Below are 19,086 nucleotides of genomic sequence, written 5' to 3'. Positions count from 1 at the left end.
ACTCATTATGAATAAAGGAAAACAACAGAATCTTACCATTATTTCAAATGATACTCTTTTTCATCATAAACTACCTTTTTCACCGAAGCCGGAAAAGTTTTTACCTGAACATCATCCAGTCTTCTGGAACATCTATATTGAGATATAATATATGTATCAACCTTCTTTATGTCTATTCCGTCTTCAACCCAAAAACAAGCTTTATTTCCTTTTTTTACTGAAAAGATTTTACTTTTATAAAAATCATGAATTAATACTTCATCCAATTGATATTGGTATATATTAAAACCAATCCTCATTATACAATAGAGCAACATAGCCATAACTAGCCTTGCCGTATTTCTAATATTAATTTTCAAAATAACAAATCGTACTAAATAAACAATACCCAACAATAAAAACATTTCAGAAATATTCACCGAAACATTTTTAAATAAAAACATATCAAAGCCCGCAAACCAATGAATTGTTTTTAAAAGGAAATCTATAACAAAGTCATACATCATCGTCATAAAAACAAAATCCAATTTAATAGCTACTAAAGTTGTCATTAAAAATGAAAATACAATAATAAATTCTGAAAAAGGCACTATTATAAAATTGGCAATAATTGAAATGAACGAAAACTGATGAAAATAATATAACACAAGTGGAAGGGTTGCCAATTGAGCAGAAACAGAAATTGAGAACGTATTAAATACAATTTTTTTCAAATAATTATCTTGTCTTGGAAAACATTTTAAAATAGGCTGATTTAGCCAATAAATTCCCAATACTGCAAGAAAACTCAATTGAAAACCAACATCAAATATTTGTTGTGTATCCGAAATCAAAATAATAAAACTCGCTAAAGCCATTGAATGTAAAACGTCCGGCTTCCTTTCCAACAAAACATACATAAAATAAACTGTTAGCATAATACAAGATCGCAAAACAGAATTACCAAACCCAATAAAAGCAGCAAATATCCAAATCAAGATAACGCTTCCAATAACCCCGTACTTTTTGAATCTCACAGGAGAATATCGAGTGGAGATAAAATAAAAAAGTCCAAAAATAACAGCTATATGTGTCCCTGAAATAGCCAATAAATGAATTAACCCTGTTTTATTAAAGTCTTCCATTGTTTGATAGTCCATTTCTGTTCTATCGGCTAAAATAATTCCTTTTAAAAACTCTCGGCTTTGAGAAGACATCTTCAGTTTGTCCATAGTCTGTAATAGCTCCCATCTTTTTTGACGAATTTTTTCATTCAAATAAAAAGACTCCTTAGTGCTTTCTAACAAATTTCCAGAAAAATAACACTGATAATCAATTCCTTTCCTTTTCAAATATTGGCTGTAATCAAATTGAAAATCATATTGAGGAGGATTTAATAATGCAACATATACATTGGCCTTGTAAATATGATTAAAGTCTAATTCTTTTTTTTCTTTCGGCACATAAAATACGGCCTTAAAATTAGTAGCTACAGTCTGTGCAACAATTTCATATTTTTTGAATTGGTTGTTTGAATTTAATTTTTTTGAAATGGTAAAAACAATGGTTTCATTTTTAGAAATAGGATGGTTTTCGAATGAAACCGTATTCAGGAAATGAAAAATAATACCTATCCCCAAAAACATTATACCAAGCAAGTATGGCATTAGTTTATAGATCATAAAAGATTTGAAGAAGGTAAAAATCAAAACAACAATATACCCTAAAACAATTAAGTACATTACATTTTCTTGAAAGAAAAATATATCCTGACAGAAAATTCCCAAGATGAAACAAATGACAAGAATAAGAAGTGGTTGTTTACTCAACTATGATTTTATCGACCAAAATAGTTAATCCAATATTAAAGTATTATCAAAAATTTAAAATTTTGAAAAATTAAGGGACTTTAAGGCTATAATTAGAAAATCGCAGAAAAAAATTCTACGATTTATATCATTAATTCTATATTTTAAGCCTGTTTACAATATACTTTCCGCAATTAAGATTCAAATATCAATTTTGCTGCATTTTCACTTGCTCCTTCACCTCCTAACTTTTCTCTTAAAAGTTCATAATCTTTTAGAACTTGATCTCTTTTATCTCCTTCCAAAATTCCCTTAAGTTCTTCTACCAGATTTTTTGTATTTAAATCATCTTGAATTAATTCTTTAACAACCTCCCTATCCATAATGAGATTAACTAAAGAAATATAATTGATATTCTTAACCAATCTTTTGGCAATAGCATATGAAATTGTACTGCCTTTATAGCAAACCACCTCCGGAATGTTCAACAATGCAGTTTCTAAAGTCGCGGTTCCAGATGTAACCAAAGCTGCCTTTGAGCACCTTAACAAATCGTAAGTTCTATTCGAAACAAAATGCACGTTTTCATCCACATACTTTTCATAAAATTCTTTAGGAAGGCTAGGCGCACCTGCAATAACAAATTGATATTCTTTAAAATAAGATCTCACAGAAAGCATTATAGCCAACATTTTATCAACCTCTTGTTTTCTAGATCCCGGTAATAATGCTATAATTTCTTTATCATTTAGGCCATTCTTAGCTTTAAACTCTTTACTTGAGATCTCTGGTAAATTTGAAATAGCATCCAATAAAGGATGTCCCACAAAATGAGAATGAACACCATGTTTTATATAAAACTCTTCTTCAAATGGAAGAATGACCATCATCTCATCTACGTATTTTTTAATAATTTCTACCCGGCCTTCTTTCCATGCCCAAAGTTGAGGCGAAATATAATATATCACCTTAATTCCTAGCTCTTTTGCAAACTTTGCAATTCTTAAGTTAAAACCGGGATAATCAACTAGGATTAAGATATCTGGTCTATATTTTTTTATATCCTGCTTACAAAATTTAATATTATTAAGTATCGTCCTCAAGTTCATAGCAACCTCCAAAAATCCCATAAAAGCGAGATCTCGATAATGCTTTACTAAAACACCTCCTTGCTGACTCATTAAATCACCTCCCCAGAACCTAAATTCTGCATTAGGATCTTTTTTTCTTAAGGCTTTCATCAAATTACTTCCATGTAAGTCACCAGAGGCTTCACCTGCAATAATATAATATTTCATTTCTATTGTAAAGATAAATAACAATTTACGTCCGATGTGGAACATAATTTGTAAATTTGACCAAAGATAATCATAAAATGTCACAAGAATTTGAAATCCGAAATAAAGTTGCAGAAAGCGGCTTAGTTAATTTTGATCTCACTTACCTGGTTCCTAAAGGGGAAAGAATAGGTATTGATTTGAAAGATTTCCTTTTCATGGAAACGATCTTAAAAGAAAAAGATTTTAGAGAAAAAGTATCCGCTTTAGATATTGAAGAATACAGAGACTCTTATATCTATATATACAATTCTGCAGATGCAATTGTTCCACTTTGGGCTTATTTTTTACTTACTGCTCAGCTTACGGATGTTGCGAAAAAAATTGTTTTCGGAAGTCGTGAGGATTTAGAAATAATTTTAATGCATAACGCCATCCAAACCTACGACTTTGATCAATTAAGAGGCAAAAGAATTCTTGTTAAAGGATGTTCAGATCACGAAATTCCTGAAAATGCCTATATCGAACTAGTAGAACAATTAAAACCCATTGTAAAATCTTTAATGTTTGGAGAAGCGTGCTCAAATGTCCCTATTTTTAAAAACTAATACCAAACGTAGTCTTTTTGTATTAATCTTTTTATCATTTTCCACTATTTATTATTGGGGAAGTTTCTCAAAAATTCCTTTTGGAGACTGTGTAGGGTTTGTATTTCTAGTGGAAAAGGGTGAGTATATAACTACAGCAACTTTAAACTCACATTTACTCTATGTAAATACCTCCATTTTACTAAAAAGCATTTTAAATATCAATGCCATAGAAGCAAATAGACTCCTAGTCATACTTTCTGCTGCTATAACAGTTTCTCTTATCTATATTACTGTTCATGATCTAACCAAAAAAAATACGCCTTCCATAGTGGCTGCAATCGTGTTTGGCTTTAGCTTTACTTTTTGGAAAAATGCCGAAATAGTTGAAGTATATACTTATAACACAGCATGGATAAGTCTCTTCTTTTTATGTATAATTAAAAGTTTCCTTACACCTCATAAAAAATACCTTATATCAGCAGGGATCCTATTAGGAATAAGTGTATGGCTTCATATAGGGAATATTTTATTGATTCCTGCATTCCTATTATTTCTATATTGCTTTCGGTCAGAAAAAAAAGAAATCTGCTATTCATTATTATTTTTTTTAATTTTCTTTGCGCTACTCTTCATTGTCAACTATTCTCAAGGGTTACCCCTTCAATCTCCTATATCATCAGATAAGGCCAGTTGGGTAGAAGACTCATTAAAAAAAAGCTTTTCTCAATATATCCAAGATTTTATAAAGTCCTTGGCTTATCTGCTTTATAATTTTTCTATTTTCATTTTTTTCGGAATTATAGGAATCATCACACTCTATAAAGTCAATGTTAAGATGTTCTATACCTTTTTCGTGGCTTCTGTATGCATTTATGGCTTTTCCGCTTTTTATGCAGTAACTGATAATTATGTATTTTTTCTACCATTTAATATTATATTTGCTCTCTCCATCGGGTATGGTTTATCATTAAACAAATATTCATTTCTAAAAAAAGCTTATTGGTTATCTTTTTTAATACCTTTTTTATATTATTTCACTCTTCAATTGGTATTAATAACTCCACAGGGAAAAGATTTCAACGATTTAAAAGCCTATAAAGGTGGGCTAAAATATTATCTGGTTCCTTGGATGAATAAGAATGTAGGAATTCTAGAATTTACCATTGACAAAAAAACAGCTTCTGAAGATATTAGCTGGATGACCGCCAGTGCAGAAGAATATATTAGTATACTAAAAGAAAAAGGTTACACCACTGAACAAATAAAAAATTTTTAAGATTAAAATTTCTAATTAAAAAGATCAATCAGGAATATTTTTTGATAACTTTAAGTTTGTATAACAAATAAACCCAAAACTATGAGCCTCATCGATCTACTTACCGGAAATACCGGAAATCAGGTTGCTCAGCAAGCTGAAAACAAATTCGGAATAAGCAAAAATCAAATTATTGCTTTATTAGCTGTAGCAGCACCTTTAATTATTTCTCATCTTAGAAATAAATCTCAAGACGCAAAAGAAGCAGAAGCATTGAATACTGCTTTAGATAAAGATCATGATGGAAGCATCCTAAATAATACATCACAAGCCGAAGAAAGACAAGTAGAAGGCGGTTCTATTCTCAATCATATTTTTGGAGGAGAAAAACAAAATGTAGAAAGCAGTCTATCCCAAAACACAGGAATTTCTATAGATAAAATAGGACCTATACTTGCTATGCTTGCCCCTGTCATCATGGGATATATAGGAAAAGAAAAACAACAAAATAATGTAGGAGCCGGAGGCCTGGGTGATTTATTAGGAGGAATTCTAGGAAATGCTTCAAACCAAGCTCAAGAGCAACAATCAAGCCCTCTAAATGATATCTTAGGAAGTGTACTTGGCAATAGTCAATCTCAGTCTTCAGGAAATCCTTTAAACGACATTTTAGGTAATGTACTTGGCGGAAATCAACAGCAGCAAGGAGGATTAGGAAGTATTCTAGGAAATATTTTAGGTGGGAAATAAAAATAAAATTATATCTAAAAATAACAAAGTCCGAGGTTAAACCTTCGGACTTTCTATCTTTATTTTTTGATAAACGTTATTCTAAACTTTAATCGTTTTCCACTTCCCTCTTCTAAACAAAATAAAAGCACATATAGTGATTAGAGTTTCGGCTGCGGGAATAGAAATAAATACTCCTGTAGGTCCCATCTCTAAATACTTTGAAAGAAAATAAGCAAAAGGAATCTGGAATATCCAAAAGCCAAAAAGATTAATCCAAGTAGGAGTCCATGTATCTCCAGCACCATTAAATGCATTGACCATTACCATTCCTATTCCATAGAAAATAAATCCAATACTCATAATATGCAATGCATTTTTAGCAAAATTTTTAATTTCTATTTCTTGCGTGAAAAAACCGATTAAAAAATCACCTAAGAGAAAAAATATGAGGCTCACCACCACCATAAATACTACATTATATTTTACGGTTTTCATTACGGATTGTTCTGCACGAACCATTTCATTCGCTCCCATATTTTGTCCCACCAACGTTGAAGCGGCATTACTAAGCCCCCATGCAGGCAGCATAAAAAACATCATAAGACGAAGAGCTGTCTGATATCCAGCCGATGCATTTTCACCTCCCGTAGTGGCTACTAACTGAGCAAGAAATATCCAACTACAAGATGCAATCACAAATTGAAAAATTCCAGGAGTAGCAATTTTAACAATAGACTTGATTAATTCAAAATCCGGTTTGAAATAGCTCATCTTTATACGGATCTGCGTATCGGAGATTAACAAATGATATAACTGATATATTACCCCTAAACTTCTTCCTATTGTGGTAGCTATAGCTGCTCCCGTAAGCCCCATTGCCGGTATTGGTCCTAATCCTCGAATTAAAATTGGGCATAGTATAATATTCGCAACATTGGCTAACCAAAGACTTTTCATCGCAATAGCTGCATTTCCTGCTCCTCTAAAAATCCCATTAATCAGAAATAAAAGCATAATAACAACACTACTTCCCATCATAATTCTGGTAAAATCTTTACCATACATCGCAGCCTCTTGTTTAGCCCCCATAAGAACTAAAATCTCCTCAGCGTAAAGAACTCCAAATAAACTTAAAAGAAATGTAATGATAAAAGAAACCAGAATAACTTGCGCTGCACTTCGAGATGCTTTTTCCGGGCTTTTTTCTCCAATCCTCCTTGCAACCAGTGCAGTTGCTGCCATACTCATACCAATCGCAATTGAATACATTACAGAAAGAACAGATTCTGTTAACCCTACAGTTTGTATTGCATATCCACTTTCTTTTAGATGACCAACAAAATATAGGTCTACTAATGCAAAAACTGATTCCATAGCCATTTCCAACATCATGGGAATAGCCAAAAGGAGCACTGCGCTCCGAATATTTGCAGTAGTTAAGTCAACCTCCTCCCCATTAAATGCTTTTTTAAAAAAGTCTATATACTTTGTCATCCTCAATAAATTATTAAAATAAGAGCGCAAAAATACAAATTCAAATCTTATTAATTTAAATAAAACTTTATCAAAAAAAAATTAGATTTGTATATTCTTAAAACTGAACTTTATGAAAAAAATAATCTCTACTATTTTAGTATTCGGAATTGTAGCATTTACCAATATGGTATTCGCCCAGCAAATGACAAAAGATCAAAGAAGAGCTTTTCAAACAGATAATATCGAAACATTTAAAAAATATTTTTCAACAGAGGATTATAACAAATGCTTTTCTGTAAAAACAGATTCTTATAGCCTTTTAACCTATAGTATTTTCTATGACAAAAAGAATATTTTCAATTACTTAATTGAAAACCAAGTGGATGTAAATAAAAAATGCGGCACATTAACACCTCTTAAAATCGCTCAGAACAATAATAGAACTGAAATGATGAAAACATTGGTAAAAAAAGGAGCTAAAAAATAATTCTGACACACAAAATAAATCAATAAAACTTCCTCTATGGAAGTTTTTTTATTATAAAACACCTAAAAATCTTATCTTTGCAAACGAAAAAATTAGAATATAAATCTAATACTTAACGTCTAATATCTAACATCTAGAACACATGTTTCGATCACACACAAACGGAGAGTTATCTCTAAAAAATCTTAATGAAGAAGTTACACTATCAGGATGGGTACAAACTATTCGTGATAAAGGATTTATGATTTGGATAGATCTTCGAGATCGTTACGGAATTACTCAACTTGTTTTTGATCAAGAGCGTTCTTCGCCACAATTGATGCAAGAAGCGAAAAAATTAGGCCGTGAATTCGTTATTCAAATTACAGGAAAAGTAATTGAAAGAGTAAGTAAAAATCCCAATATTCCGACAGGAGAAATTGAAATTTTAGTGGAAAAATTAGTTATTCTTAATGAATCCCAACTTCCCCCTTTTACCATTGAAGATGAAACAGACGGAGGTGAAGAATTAAGAATGAAATACCGCTATTTAGATATCAGAAGAAATCCTGTAAAAGAGAAGTTAATTTTCCGTCATACCATGGCACAAAAAGTGAGAAATTATCTTTCCAATGAAGGGTTTATCGAAGTGGAAACTCCGGTTTTAATCAAGTCTACTCCAGAAGGGGCTAGAGATTTTGTTGTTCCAAGCAGAATGAATCCAGGACAATTCTATGCACTACCACAATCTCCCCAAACGTTTAAACAATTGCTCATGGTAGGAGGAATGGATAAATATTTCCAGATTGTAAAATGTTTCCGAGATGAAGATTTAAGAGCCGACAGACAACCAGAATTTACACAAATCGATTGTGAAATGGCTTTTGTAGAGCAAGAAGATGTGATGAATGTTTTTGAAGGGATGACCAAAACCTTATTAAAAGAGATCACCGGTAAGGAATTCGGAGCTTTCCCAAAAATGACATTCGCAGATGCAATGCAAAAATACGGTAACGATAAGCCCGATATTCGCTTTGGAATGGAATTCGTGGAGTTAAATGAATTGGTAAAAGGAAAAGATTTCAAAATATTTGATGATGCAGAATTAGTGGTAGGAATCAATGTTGAAGGATGTGCAGAATATACAAGAAAACAAATTGATGAACTTGTAGAATGGGTAAAAAGACCACAAATCGGAGCTTCAGGAATGGTTTGGGTAAAATTTCAAAATGATGGAGTAAAAACATCTTCGGTAAACAAATTCTACAATGAAGAAGATTTAGCAAAAATCATTGAAAAATTTGGAGCAAAAGGAGGAGATTTAATGTTAATTCTTTCAGGAAACGAACATAAAGTAAGAACTCAGCTTTCAGCCTTAAGAATGGAACTGGGAAACCGCCTAGGCTTAAGAAAAGGAAATGAATTCGCACCGCTTTGGGTAGTTGACTTTCCATTATTAGAATTTGATGAAGAAAGTGGACGCTATCATGCTATGCACCACCCTTTTACATCTCCAAAACCCGAAGACATTCATTTATTAGAAACCGATCCGGGAAAAGCGAGAGCAAACGCCTACGATATGGTATTGAATGGAAACGAAATTGGAGGTGGATCTATCAGAATTTTTGATAAAGATTTACAATCGAAAATGTTTGACTTATTAGGGTTCTCAAAAGAAGAAGCAGAAGCTCAGTTTGGATTTTTAATGAATGCCTTCAAATATGGAGCCCCTCCTCATGGCGGCTTAGCTTTCGGCTTTGACCGTTTGGTAGCCATACTGGATGGAAATGAAGTGATCAGAGATTATATTGCATTTCCTAAAAATAACTCAGGACGGGATGTGATGATTGATGCACCTTCTTCGATTGCTAATGAGCAACTGGACGAACTGGAATTACAATTGAATTTAAAAGCATAAATTTAGAAGCGGAGAAAAATTCTCCGCTTTTTTATTGATAAAATATAAATGATGCCATTAGGGAATTTACAAGTCGTTTTTAAATTTTCTGATTTCATAGCATCAATTCAAACTTTCATTGGTATTTCCGACTGTGTTTGGAATAATCAATCCCTGTATAATTATCGAGTATTACTATATCTGTTTTGGTTTAAACAAAAAAACACATGAAATAAATTCAACAAAAAAAACTAATTATATAAACAAAAAATCAAAATTAAAAATCATTTAGTTATTTTATTAAACCTTCAACGGCACAATCATTGTACGTTTTAAACAAAACGTAAGACAATGAAAGCAATTTGGAACGGCGCCATTGGCTTTGGTTTAGTCAATATTCCTGTAAAGATTTATTCCGCCACAGAAACCAGTAAATTGGATTTAGATATGCTTGACAAATCCGATTTTTCGAATATTAAATTCAAAAGAGTGAATGAAAAAACTGGGAAGGAGGTAAAATGGGAAAACATTGTAAAGGCATATCTCATGGACGACAAATATATTGTTCTGGAAGATGAAGATTATGAAGCTGCAAGCCCCGAAAAATCAAAAATACTTTCCATTGATCAGTTTGTAAAAGAAGCAGAAGTCGATTCTGTTTATTTTGAAAACCCTTATTATCTGGAACCTCAGAAAAATGGAGAGAATGCATACAGACTTTTATTGAAAGCTCTACATCAAACAAAAATGGTAGGTATCGGAACATTTGTGCTTCGGGAAAGTGAAGCCATTGGAATGATCCGACCTTATAATGATGATATTTTGGTACTAAATCGATTACGATTCGCTCAAGAAATACGAGATTATAATGACTTAAAAATACCTGCTAAAAAAGCACCTAAACCCGCCGAATTAAAAATGGCAGTGAGTCTGATAGAACAACTTTCACAGGAATTCGATCCGGCAATGTATAAAGACACTTACTCTACAGCCCTCCTGAAAATTATCAAGCAAAAAGCGAAAGGTAAAAATAGTAGAACTCAAAAGTCTACTCCTGCAAAAGAAGGAAAAGTGATTGACTTAATGGCACAATTAAAAGCTAGCTTACAAAGTCCCAAATCTAAAACCGCATCGTGATGGCTCTCAAAGATTATAACGCAAAACGAAAATTCACTGAAACCAGCGAACCCAAGGGAAAAACAAAAAAAAGTAAAGACAAACTGGTTTTTGTGATTCAGCGGCACGCTGCCTCTCGGCTTCATTATGATTTTAGATTGGAAATGGAAGGAGTTCTAAAGAGTTGGGCTATACCTAAAGGCCCCTCATTAGACCCAAAAGACAAACGATTAGCAATGATGGTAGAAGATCATCCGTATGATTACAAAGATTTTGAAGGAAATATTCCTGAAGTAAACTATGGAGCAGGACAAGTGGAGGTTTGGGATAACGGTACGTATGAACCATTAGATAAGGACAGTAAACTTTCGGATGAAAAGGAATTATTGAAAGAATTAAAAACAGGATCATTAAAGTTTGTCCTCCACGGAAAAAAATTAAAAGGTGAATTTGCCTTAGTCAAAATGAAAAATGCAGAAAACAATGCATGGCTTCTCATTAAACACGCTGACAAATTTGCAGAAGAACATTATGATGCCGAGGAAAATACTTCTAAAACCTCTTTGGTAACGCACTTTTTAGAGGAAAAAAAAAGCCTAAAAAGCAGCAAAAAGAAATTATAACTTCGCATACCCAGTCAAAATATCATAGATTTAACTCTTTAAGTGAAGAAAAAAAATTAAAAAATTTCATCAAACCTATGCTCGCCAAATCTTTTGAAAAAGCATTTAATGATGAAAACTGGATTTTTGAAATAAAATGGGACGGTTATCGCGCTATTGCAGACCTTAGCAAAAATCACCCCCTATTCTACTCTAGGAATGGAATTTCTTTTTTATCAAAATTTGAAAAAATTTCGCAAGATTTCAAAGAACAAAAACATACCATGATTTTGGATGGTGAGATTGTGGCCTATGATGAAAGTGGAAGGCCTAATTTTCAATTACTACAACAAAGTGGAGATAACCCCAACTTAGCCCTTGTATACCAAGTCTTTGACATCTTATGGCTGAATGGTCATTCTATAGAAGAACTCCCTTTAATTCAAAGAAAGGAACTTTTAAAAGAGGCTTTAACTGAAACTGAACGTATTAAATACTGTGACCATATTTCCGAAAAAGGCATCGAGTTTTTTAATCAGATGAAAAAAATGAAGTTAGAGGGTATGATTGCAAAAAAATCAAATAGCCTATATACAAGAAATCATCGAACGTCAGAGTGGTTAAAAATAAAATTTACTAATACAGAAGAAGCGATAATTTGCGGATTTACAGAACCACGCGGTTCCAGAGAAGGTTTCGGAGCACTTATTTTAGGAAAATATAGAAATGGAAAACTCATCTATTCCGGACATACAGGAACCGGTTTTAATAAAGATTTGCTGAATCAACTTCATGAAAGATTAAAAAAGCTTATCATAAAAACATCACCATTTACTATCGTTCTTAAAACAAATATGCCTGTTACATGGACCAAGCCAGAACTTGTATGCGAAATAAAATATTCTGAAATTACCAAAGATGGGATTTTTCGCCATCCTGTTTTTATAGCTATCCGCGAAGATAAAAATCCTGAAGATGTTAACCTAAAATCGCAAAAAATGAAAACCAAAACTTCCTCAAAAAACATCAAAACCACTGAAAAAGAAATTACGTTGAATAGCCATAAAGTAAAATTAACTCATCAGGATAAAATATATTTTCCTACAGATAATATCTCCAAAGGAGAGGTGATCGAATATTACCAATCGATTGCTAGCTACATCTTACCCCATTTAAAAAACCGTCCCTTATCATTAAACCGTTTTCCTAATGGAATCGAAAAACCTGGTTTTTATCAAAAAGATGCAGGTGATGCCATTCCGGATTGGATAAAAACTACACAGGTATATTCAGAGTCCAATGACAAATACATTGACTACATTTACTGTAACGATAAAGCAACTTTAGCTTATCTTAATAATTTAGGCTGTATCGACCTTAACCCTTGGAATAGCTCGCTTCCTGATTTAGAACATCCCGATTTTTTAGTTTTAGATCTTGATCCATCGAAAAAAAACAGCTTTAATAATGTCATTGAAACAGCTTTACAAGTAAAGGAAGTATTGAGCTCCATTAACATTAAAGGATACTGTAAAACTTCAGGAAGTACCGGGATGCATATCTACATTCCCATGGGTAAAAAATACGATTTTGATCAAGTGAAAGATTTTGCCCATATTTTAATGAAACATGTTAATGAAAAATCACTCCAAATTACCACTTTGGAAAGGAGCTTACAAAAAAGAGACGATAAAAAAATTTATCTAGATTATCTTCAAAACATAACAGGACAGACTTTGGCAAGCGTTTATAGTTTACGTCCAAAAGAAGGAGCCCCGGTGTCAATGCCTTTGGAATGGGAAGAGTTGAAAGAAGGGTTAAAAGCTACAGATTTCAATATCCATAATGCATTGGATAGGATTAAAGAAAAGGGAGATTTATTTAAATCTGTTTTGGGAAAAGGGATTGATATGATAAAAGCCCTGGAATTGTTACAAAATAATGATTAACTATTTAACTTTATTAGTATTTTTGAAGAAACACATTTCTGATGAAAAAAAAAATTTTTCTTATTTTATTTTTATTTTCTATAATTATTAATGCTCAGATTAAAAAATTGTCCTACGATCGTATACTTCATTATAGTATTAAAGAAGATAATAATTTCAGTATTTATAGTAACGATTCAAAAACCGACAATTTAATCATCGATTATGGGGAAAGTTGGGATAGCAGCTATAAAAAGCACTTTTCCTGGCAGCATAAAGACCATTATCTTACCGGCTATCTGTTGAATGAAAAATTTCTTCATCAGAGTGGCAGTAGCGAATACATGGGTACTTTACAAATGGATTTTGAAAAAGACGAAAATCTCTACGAAGTTGATTCTTACAAAAACTGTATTGCTTATAAAGGGGTAGAAAAAAACAAAAAAGACAATAATTATTTAATGATTTATTGCACTGTGATGAATGATAACTATGATTATTCCGAGATGAATAAATTCATGTTAGCTAACCAAGTAGGAATACATACTCCCCCTTTACCTAAAAATCATGTTATTGTCAAAGCCATGATGTTCAATCAAAATAATGAAGCTCTTTTTAATTTTTTCGACTTAGTCAAGATATCTTCTGAAACACAGAATTTATTGTTTAATCAGGATTATATTAATGCTTATATTAATGAAAACCCCTTTCCCAATGACAAAAAGAACAAACCTTTTTACTGTAAATTTATCGTAGAAGAATTTTACTTATCGGACGAGCTTGAGAAAAAACTGAATGAGTTCATGAGTGACATGGATACTTATTACAATGAATATGGTTATACTAGTCCCAATGATCAGAGTGATTTTTATGATCGTGAAATAGAACGTCTAGCTCAATTTTACAAAAAACATAATCATTTAAATAACAAACAAATAGAACAATTCCGAATCATTTTAAAAAAGTTAAAAACAAGTAAAAAGGAGGAGGATTTCTTTTGGGTAAGAGACGCTTATTAATCATGGTAATTTGGCAACTAAGCTCTCAGGAAGAATTTTCAAAATTAAATAAATAATCTTCCATTTAAAATTAGGAACAATTGTAAAAGAGTTGCCTGCATTGACGATGAATTTTGCAACATAGCCAGGTTCCATAATTAAAGATTCATTCAGCTTAAGCCCTTCATTAATTTTTGTTCTGATATACCCAATTACCAAAGCATTTACTCGAATATTTCTGGAAGCAAGTTCTTGTCTTAAGCCTGCTAAATAAGTTGTAAAAGCTGCTTTTGTACTACCATAAATAAAATTACTTTTCCTTCCTCTTACCCCAGAAAGAGATGAAAGCCCGATGATTCTTTCTAAATTTTTATTATTCACATCCGTCGCAATAATATTAAGAACAGATACAGCCCCCATATAATTGGTGATCATCATTTGTTGAGTTTCTTTAAATTCTCTCAATGCCCTTTCATTATCCACTAAAAAACCCGCAGCGTATACTACAATATGAGGTTTTATCGGGAGATCATTATAAAATTTTTGATGGGTATCAAATGCCATAGAATCAAAATACAAAACTCTTACTTTCTCAACCATTTGATTATCTTCTACAAAATGATTCAATGATTGTATATTTCTAGACGCAGCAACCACATAAAATCCTTTCTTCACATATTGCTTGATACATTCCTTTGCTACATCAGAATTAGCTCCTAAAATGAGAACATTTTTATCTCTATTTTGATTCATTTGAGAAATAGTATAAATTATAAAGTGCAAATTAAAAAAATATAATCATAGTAATTAACTTACGTCTAAATATCCGTAAAAAAACAGCGGTATGAACAAAGTTCACACCGCTGTTTTAGATATATTTTAAAAATTGAAAACTATTTTTTTTCAGTTTCAATTTCTTTTTTCTCTGTCTGCTTATCAGCTGTTTTTGATTTATCTCCAAAACGAGCTTCTGTAAACTCTCTTGAAACAGCAGCTTTTTCAAATTTTAATTTTCCTGACAACGTTTCAATGACGAAACCATCCTCTTGAACCTGAGCAATTCTTCCGTGAAGGCCTGAAGTAAGCACTACTCGAGTTCCCACTTTTAGAGTTTCTTGAAAGTTTTTCTCTTGCTTTTGTTTTTTCATCTGAGGTCTAATCATCAGAAAATAAAATCCTACAAACATCACACCCATCATGATCAACATCATAGAAGAGGACCCTTGTGGTTGTGCTTGTAAAAACATTGTTAGCATATTTTTTACTATTTATAATATTAAGGTTGAATATTCGCCGTGAATGTTAACTGGATAGGAGCATCATCTACATTAGCAAAAACATCTGCATACTTTTGAACATTTCCCTCAAAGTTTGTAGAATCAAAATGCAATGTAATCTTCCCTTTTTTACCTGGCATAATAGGCTCTTTTGTAAAATCCGGAGCTGTACATCCACATCCTGGTTTAACCTCAGAGATTACCAAAGGATTTTTTCCTGTATTGGTTATTTCATACTCATGTTCTACCTTATCTCCTTTCTTAATTTTTCCAAAATCAAAATTACTTTCAGATAAGGCAATTGTTGTTGATGGTTGAGTAGATTGAGCAGGCATTTTTACTTCCTCAGCAGGAGATGAAGAAATTTGAGCTGCACTATCAATTCCATCTTTAGGATGACCTGATAAAATAACTTGTTCTTGTGCTTTATTTTCTTTTTTACAAGAGACCAAACCCATGCCTATAATAGACAAAACGAAAATTGATAACGCTTTTTTGTTCATATTTTTCATATTTCTTAAAATGTATTCACAAATCATTGATTTCATATTAAATTCTATTTTGATCTTTACAGTATTTATCTAAAATACCATTAATAAAAATATTAGACCTATCTGTCGCAAATACTTTTGCTACTTCTATATATTCATTAATAATTACTCTTGAAGGGGTAAAAGAAAAGTTATCCAGCTCTGATATCGCTATTGATAAGATAACCTTATCCATTAAAGAAACTCTTTCCAAATCCCAATTTTCTAATCTTTCCGCTAATTTCTTTTCGTTATTTTCCCAGCTATTTAATGTATCTCTCAACAACTTGCTTGCAAACGTTTTATCATCATCATCTTTAATCATTTTAATTAAAGTTCTGCTATCTTCATCTTCTCTTAAAAATCCAATTGTTTTCTGAACCATAGAATTCGCAATATGAATATCATCATACCAGCTTAATTCTTTATCCCCAAGATAATCATGGAAATCGTCATTTTCAGCAATATATCTTAAGAATAATTTCCCTATAAATTTCTGATCTTCTTCAAAGGAATATCCATCAACTTTCATAAAATCTTGATATCTCTTACCTGCCGTAATTTTCTGAAAAGTCTTGACTAGTAAATCATCATGAAGATCCCATTTTAACTGCTTATGCTGGCCGGTAAAAAATAATCGCTCAGGGTTTTCTTCTAACTTGATTAAAACCTGATTATTGATAAATTTTTGGTTAGGATTAATATCCGCTTCCGTTTTAAGATATTTATTTTTCCCAATTTCTATTTGATTCTCAGCCAATTCTTTTAAGGCCACTAAAAAATTGAGTTCATAAACATACAGATAATAGATTTTTTCTATACCAGAGAACATATTTTTCTCTAAAACATCAAACTTTACAGGATTCTGATAGTACGAATATACTGATTGTACCACTTTTTCACGGATTTGTCGTCTTCCTAACATTCAAAGAGCTTTTTTTATAAGTGCAAAGATACAAAATTTAAAATTTATGAAATTCGTATTCTAATCACATTTTCGTAATTTTGTAAAACCTTATGAAAGCATTAAAAACGTTAAACCCTTATTTTTGGAAACACAAAGCACTTTTGTTTTGGGGGTTATTATTTATCATAGCAAGTAACTTTTTCAATATATACAAAGTCCAATTTGTGGGAAAATCTGTGGATGAACTCACAAAAAATGGAAATCTAGGTTTTAACAATCAAGTATTAATTTATGTAGGAATTATTGTAGGCTGTTCCTTGTTAACCGGATTCTTTACCTTTATGATGAGACAAACAATCATTGTCGCTTCAAGAAGAATTGAATATGAACTCAAGAATAAAATTTATAGACATTATCAAGAGCTATCTTTAACGGATTACAAACAAACTACTATTGGTGACCTTATGAACCGATTAAGTGAAGATGTCGTAGCCGTAAGAATGTATCTTGGCCCCGGAGTAATGTATGTGGTCAATTTAATAATACTCCTATTGATCACGAGTATTTATATGATAAAAACAGATGTATCCATGACTTTATGGACATTACTACCACTTCCTATTTTATCTTATATAATTTTCAAAGTAAGCTCGATTATCAATCGAAAGTCGAAAATTATGCAAAAAAGCCAATCTGCGATTTCCACTTTTGTTCAAGATAGTTTTTCTGGGATCCGAGTGGTTAAATTTTTTGCGAGAGAAAATTATATCAAAAAAAACTACAGCATTAAAGTAACCGATTATCAAGATAAAGCGCTTAATCTAGCCAAGACAGAAGCTTATTTCTTTACTATCATTCTATTTGTTATCGGATTACTAAACGTAGCCATTATACTTATTGGAGGACAAAAGTATATTGATGGGCAATTAAGTGTAGGAAAGATTGCAGATTTTTTCATGTATATCAACATCCTAATTTGGCCGTTTTCTATGGTGGGCTGGGTAACTTCTGTTAACCAAAGAGCAGAAGCTTCAATGCAAAGAATTAATGAATTTTTGGATAAAAAGACAGAAATTATTAATACAAATTTCGATCATTATCCCATTAAAGGAGATATAGAGTTCAAGAACGTCTCTTATGTGTATCCAAATACAGGAATAAAAGCTTTAGATAATTTAAGCTTTAAGGTAAACGCCGGGCAATCTATTGCCATTATGGGTAAAACAGGCAGTGGAAAATCTACTATTGCCTTGCTTCTTTGTCGCTTAATTGACCCTAGTAAAGGGGAAATCTTAATTGATGGAAAAAACCTAAAAGAGCATAATTTAGATAATTATAGAAACTTTATAGGCTATATTCCTCAAGAAAGCTATTTATTTTCAGATTCTATTGAAAACAATATTGGTTTTGCTATTGATCATCCTTCCCATGAAAAAGTATATGAATATGCTAAAATAGCAGATGTTCATAAAAATATTATAGAGTTCAAAGAAGGATATAAAACACTTGTTGGCGAGCGAGGCGTTATGCTTTCCGGAGGGCAAAAACAAAGAATATGTATAGCAAGAGCCTTAATTAAAGACCCAAATATTATAATTTTTGATGATTCTTTGTCTGCTCTCGATACCGAAACAGAACAAAATATTTTAGAAAATATAGATAAAAAAATACGCAACGCAACATCCATAATTATCACACACAGAGAGTCTAGCGCGCAAAAAGCGGATAAGATTATTAATCTTACAGAATTTAACAATTCTGTAACTGCATAGCTAATTTATTCAGGAATGTTAATTAAATCATAAAAAAAATTTTGTGATTAAAAGAAAACTTTTATATTTGTTCTTAACAAGATTAAAAAATATCTAACAATGAGTGAATACAAGGAACGCCATGAAAATGAGATTTTCACCAAGGTGTTAAAAGCAGGAAGAAGAACTTATTTCTTTGATGTGCGCGAGACGAAAGCAGGGGATTATTACCTTACAATTACCGAAAGTAAAAAGAATTTCGGGGAGAATGGAGAAGCTACATTCGAGAAACACAAAATTTATCTTTATAAAGAAGATTTTAAAAGTTTTCAGGAGATGTTTAATGAGTCCACAGATTTCATCATTAACGAAAAAGGTGAGGATGTAATTTCAGAAAAACATGACAAAGACTTCAAAAGCAGATCATACACCATAGATTCTGACGACGAAGTTTAAATTAATCAATATTAAAAAAACATAAGCATCTGAAAATGATG

General features: G+C 31.8%; 18 protein-coding genes. 11 read left to right on the top strand and 7 right to left on the bottom strand.

The window, feature by feature from the left end; all coding sequences use genetic code 11:
• Window positions 1–38 precede the first annotated feature (38 nt).
• Together CHRY9293_RS05560 and lpxB are read right to left on the bottom strand one after the other, a co-directional pair.
• Window positions 39–1,661, bottom strand: coding sequence for a ComEC/Rec2 family competence protein (locus CHRY9293_RS05560; protein WP_228455477.1), 1,623 nt, complete (start codon window positions 1,659–1,661; stop codon window positions 39–41).
• 320 nt (window positions 1,662–1,981) lie between these two features.
• Window positions 1,982–3,085 carry a lipid-A-disaccharide synthase gene (gene lpxB / locus CHRY9293_RS05555; RefSeq protein WP_162031971.1) on the bottom strand — a complete coding sequence of 368 codons (1,104 nt, stop codon included), beginning with the start codon at window positions 3,083–3,085 and terminating at the stop codon, window positions 1,982–1,984.
• Window positions 3,086–3,162: 77 nt separating this feature from the next.
• Between lpxB and CHRY9293_RS05550 the strand changes: the two genes are divergently transcribed.
• From CHRY9293_RS05550 to CHRY9293_RS05540, 3 genes are all read left to right on the top strand, one after another.
• Window positions 3,163–3,672, top strand: a complete 510-nt coding sequence (locus tag CHRY9293_RS05550; RefSeq protein WP_122548529.1) for a DUF2480 family protein — start codon at window positions 3,163–3,165, stop codon at window positions 3,670–3,672.
• A complete protein-coding gene (locus CHRY9293_RS05545; RefSeq protein ID WP_162031969.1) occupies window positions 3,650–4,930 on the top strand; it encodes a protein O-mannosyl-transferase family in 1,281 nt (426 codons plus the stop codon). Before CHRY9293_RS05550 ends, CHRY9293_RS05545 begins: the two co-directional genes overlap by 23 nt.
• An 81-nt stretch (window positions 4,931–5,011) precedes the next feature.
• On the top strand, window positions 5,012–5,659 hold the full coding sequence (locus CHRY9293_RS05540; protein ID WP_162031967.1) for a DUF937 domain-containing protein: 648 nt from the start codon (window positions 5,012–5,014) through the stop codon (window positions 5,657–5,659).
• A gap of 81 nt (window positions 5,660–5,740) precedes the next feature.
• Here CHRY9293_RS05540 and CHRY9293_RS05535 read toward each other — a convergent pair whose 3' ends face one another.
• Window positions 5,741–7,135: an MATE family efflux transporter gene (locus CHRY9293_RS05535; protein ID WP_162031966.1), complete on the bottom strand. Its 1,395-nt coding sequence runs from the start codon at window positions 7,133–7,135 to the stop codon at window positions 5,741–5,743.
• Window positions 7,136–7,247: 112 nt separating this feature from the next.
• Between CHRY9293_RS05535 and CHRY9293_RS05530 the strand changes: the two genes are divergently transcribed.
• From CHRY9293_RS05530 to CHRY9293_RS05505, 6 genes are all read left to right on the top strand, one after another.
• Window positions 7,248–7,604 (top strand): ankyrin repeat domain-containing protein, encoded by a 357-nt coding sequence (locus CHRY9293_RS05530; protein WP_162031965.1) that lies wholly within the window; start codon window positions 7,248–7,250, stop codon window positions 7,602–7,604.
• A 142-nt stretch (window positions 7,605–7,746) separates the two neighbouring features.
• A complete protein-coding gene (aspS, locus tag CHRY9293_RS05525; RefSeq protein ID WP_162031963.1) occupies window positions 7,747–9,501 on the top strand; it encodes an aspartate--tRNA ligase in 1,755 nt (584 codons plus the stop codon).
• Window positions 9,502–9,831: 330 nt separating this feature from the next.
• Entirely contained in the window at window positions 9,832–10,617 is a 786-nt protein-coding gene (gene ku, locus CHRY9293_RS05520) for a non-homologous end joining protein Ku (RefSeq protein ID WP_162031961.1), read from the top strand.
• Window positions 10,617–11,219: a DNA polymerase ligase N-terminal domain-containing protein gene (locus CHRY9293_RS05515; protein ID WP_162031959.1), complete on the top strand. Its 603-nt coding sequence runs from the start codon at window positions 10,617–10,619 to the stop codon at window positions 11,217–11,219. Before ku ends, CHRY9293_RS05515 begins: the two co-directional genes overlap by 1 nt.
• A 77-nt stretch (window positions 11,220–11,296) precedes the next feature.
• A complete protein-coding gene (ligD, locus tag CHRY9293_RS05510) occupies window positions 11,297–13,147 on the top strand; it encodes a DNA ligase D (RefSeq protein WP_162031957.1) in 1,851 nt (616 codons plus the stop codon).
• A gap of 41 nt (window positions 13,148–13,188) precedes the next feature.
• Window positions 13,189–14,145: a hypothetical protein gene (locus CHRY9293_RS05505; RefSeq protein ID WP_162031956.1), complete on the top strand. Its 957-nt coding sequence runs from the start codon at window positions 13,189–13,191 to the stop codon at window positions 14,143–14,145.
• Here the strand turns inward: CHRY9293_RS05505 and CHRY9293_RS05500 are convergent, their stop codons facing one another.
• From CHRY9293_RS05500 to CHRY9293_RS05485, 4 genes are all read right to left on the bottom strand, one after another.
• Window positions 14,146–14,877, bottom strand: coding sequence for an SDR family NAD(P)-dependent oxidoreductase (locus tag CHRY9293_RS05500; RefSeq protein ID WP_162031954.1), 732 nt, complete (start codon window positions 14,875–14,877; stop codon window positions 14,146–14,148). It lies immediately after the preceding gene.
• 140 nt (window positions 14,878–15,017) lie between these two features.
• A complete protein-coding gene (yajC, locus tag CHRY9293_RS05495) occupies window positions 15,018–15,380 on the bottom strand; it encodes a preprotein translocase subunit YajC (RefSeq protein ID WP_122637535.1) in 363 nt (120 codons plus the stop codon).
• A 20-nt stretch (window positions 15,381–15,400) separates the two neighbouring features.
• On the bottom strand, window positions 15,401–15,904 hold the full coding sequence (locus CHRY9293_RS05490) for a DUF1573 domain-containing protein (RefSeq protein WP_162031952.1): 504 nt from the start codon (window positions 15,902–15,904) through the stop codon (window positions 15,401–15,403).
• A gap of 46 nt (window positions 15,905–15,950) precedes the next feature.
• Window positions 15,951–16,856 carry a transcription antitermination protein NusB gene (locus CHRY9293_RS05485; RefSeq protein WP_162031950.1) on the bottom strand — a complete coding sequence of 302 codons (906 nt, stop codon included), beginning with the start codon at window positions 16,854–16,856 and terminating at the stop codon, window positions 15,951–15,953.
• 92 nt (window positions 16,857–16,948) lie between these two features.
• On the opposite strand from CHRY9293_RS05485, the gene CHRY9293_RS05480 reads away from it, so the two are divergent.
• Window positions 16,949–18,610 (top strand): ABC transporter ATP-binding protein, encoded by a 1,662-nt coding sequence (locus CHRY9293_RS05480; protein WP_162031948.1) that lies wholly within the window; start codon window positions 16,949–16,951, stop codon window positions 18,608–18,610.
• A gap of 99 nt (window positions 18,611–18,709) precedes the next feature.
• Window positions 18,710–19,045, top strand: coding sequence for a DUF3276 family protein (locus CHRY9293_RS05475; protein ID WP_002976288.1), 336 nt, complete (start codon window positions 18,710–18,712; stop codon window positions 19,043–19,045).
• The last annotated feature ends 41 nt before the right edge of the window (window positions 19,046–19,086 follow it).

Origin of the sequence: Chryseobacterium potabilaquae (assembly GCF_902728265.1) — a bacterium.
Classification (GTDB): Bacteria; Bacteroidota; Bacteroidia; order Flavobacteriales; family Weeksellaceae; genus Chryseobacterium; species Chryseobacterium potabilaquae.
This window is presented reverse-complemented; position numbering and strand designations above follow the sequence as displayed.

Bases quoted from the DNA above. Each gene is read 5' to 3' on its own strand.
- lpxB (WP_162031971.1), bottom strand. From the start codon at position 3,085: ATGAAATATTATATTATTGCAGGTGAAGCCTCTGGTGACTTACATGGA.
- CHRY9293_RS05485 (WP_162031950.1), bottom strand. From the start codon at position 16,856: ATGTTAGGAAGACGACAAATCCGTGAAAAAGTGGTACAATCAGTATAT.
- ligD (WP_162031957.1), top strand. From the start codon at position 11,297: ATGCTCGCCAAATCTTTTGAAAAAGCATTTAATGATGAAAACTGGATT.
- CHRY9293_RS05545 (WP_162031969.1), top strand. From the start codon at position 3,650: ATGTCCCTATTTTTAAAAACTAATACCAAACGTAGTCTTTTTGTATTA.
- CHRY9293_RS05540 (WP_162031967.1), top strand. From the start codon at position 5,012: ATGAGCCTCATCGATCTACTTACCGGAAATACCGGAAATCAGGTTGCT.
- CHRY9293_RS05505 (WP_162031956.1), top strand. From the start codon at position 13,189: ATGAAAAAAAAAATTTTTCTTATTTTATTTTTATTTTCTATAATTATT.
- CHRY9293_RS05490 (WP_162031952.1), bottom strand. From the start codon at position 15,904: ATGAACAAAAAAGCGTTATCAATTTTCGTTTTGTCTATTATAGGCATG.
- CHRY9293_RS05480 (WP_162031948.1), top strand. From the start codon at position 16,949: ATGAAAGCATTAAAAACGTTAAACCCTTATTTTTGGAAACACAAAGCA.
- yajC (WP_122637535.1), bottom strand. From the start codon at position 15,380: ATGCTAACAATGTTTTTACAAGCACAACCACAAGGGTCCTCTTCTATG.
- CHRY9293_RS05515 (WP_162031959.1), top strand. From the start codon at position 10,617: ATGGCTCTCAAAGATTATAACGCAAAACGAAAATTCACTGAAACCAGC.
- CHRY9293_RS05500 (WP_162031954.1), bottom strand. From the start codon at position 14,877: ATGAATCAAAATAGAGATAAAAATGTTCTCATTTTAGGAGCTAATTCT.
- CHRY9293_RS05475 (WP_002976288.1), top strand. From the start codon at position 18,710: ATGAGTGAATACAAGGAACGCCATGAAAATGAGATTTTCACCAAGGTG.
- CHRY9293_RS05535 (WP_162031966.1), bottom strand. From the start codon at position 7,135: ATGACAAAGTATATAGACTTTTTTAAAAAAGCATTTAATGGGGAGGAG.
- CHRY9293_RS05560 (WP_228455477.1), bottom strand. From the start codon at position 1,661: ATGATCTATAAACTAATGCCATACTTGCTTGGTATAATGTTTTTGGGG.
- ku (WP_162031961.1), top strand. From the start codon at position 9,832: ATGAAAGCAATTTGGAACGGCGCCATTGGCTTTGGTTTAGTCAATATT.
- aspS (WP_162031963.1), top strand. From the start codon at position 7,747: ATGTTTCGATCACACACAAACGGAGAGTTATCTCTAAAAAATCTTAAT.
- CHRY9293_RS05530 (WP_162031965.1), top strand. From the start codon at position 7,248: ATGAAAAAAATAATCTCTACTATTTTAGTATTCGGAATTGTAGCATTT.
- CHRY9293_RS05550 (WP_122548529.1), top strand. From the start codon at position 3,163: ATGTCACAAGAATTTGAAATCCGAAATAAAGTTGCAGAAAGCGGCTTA.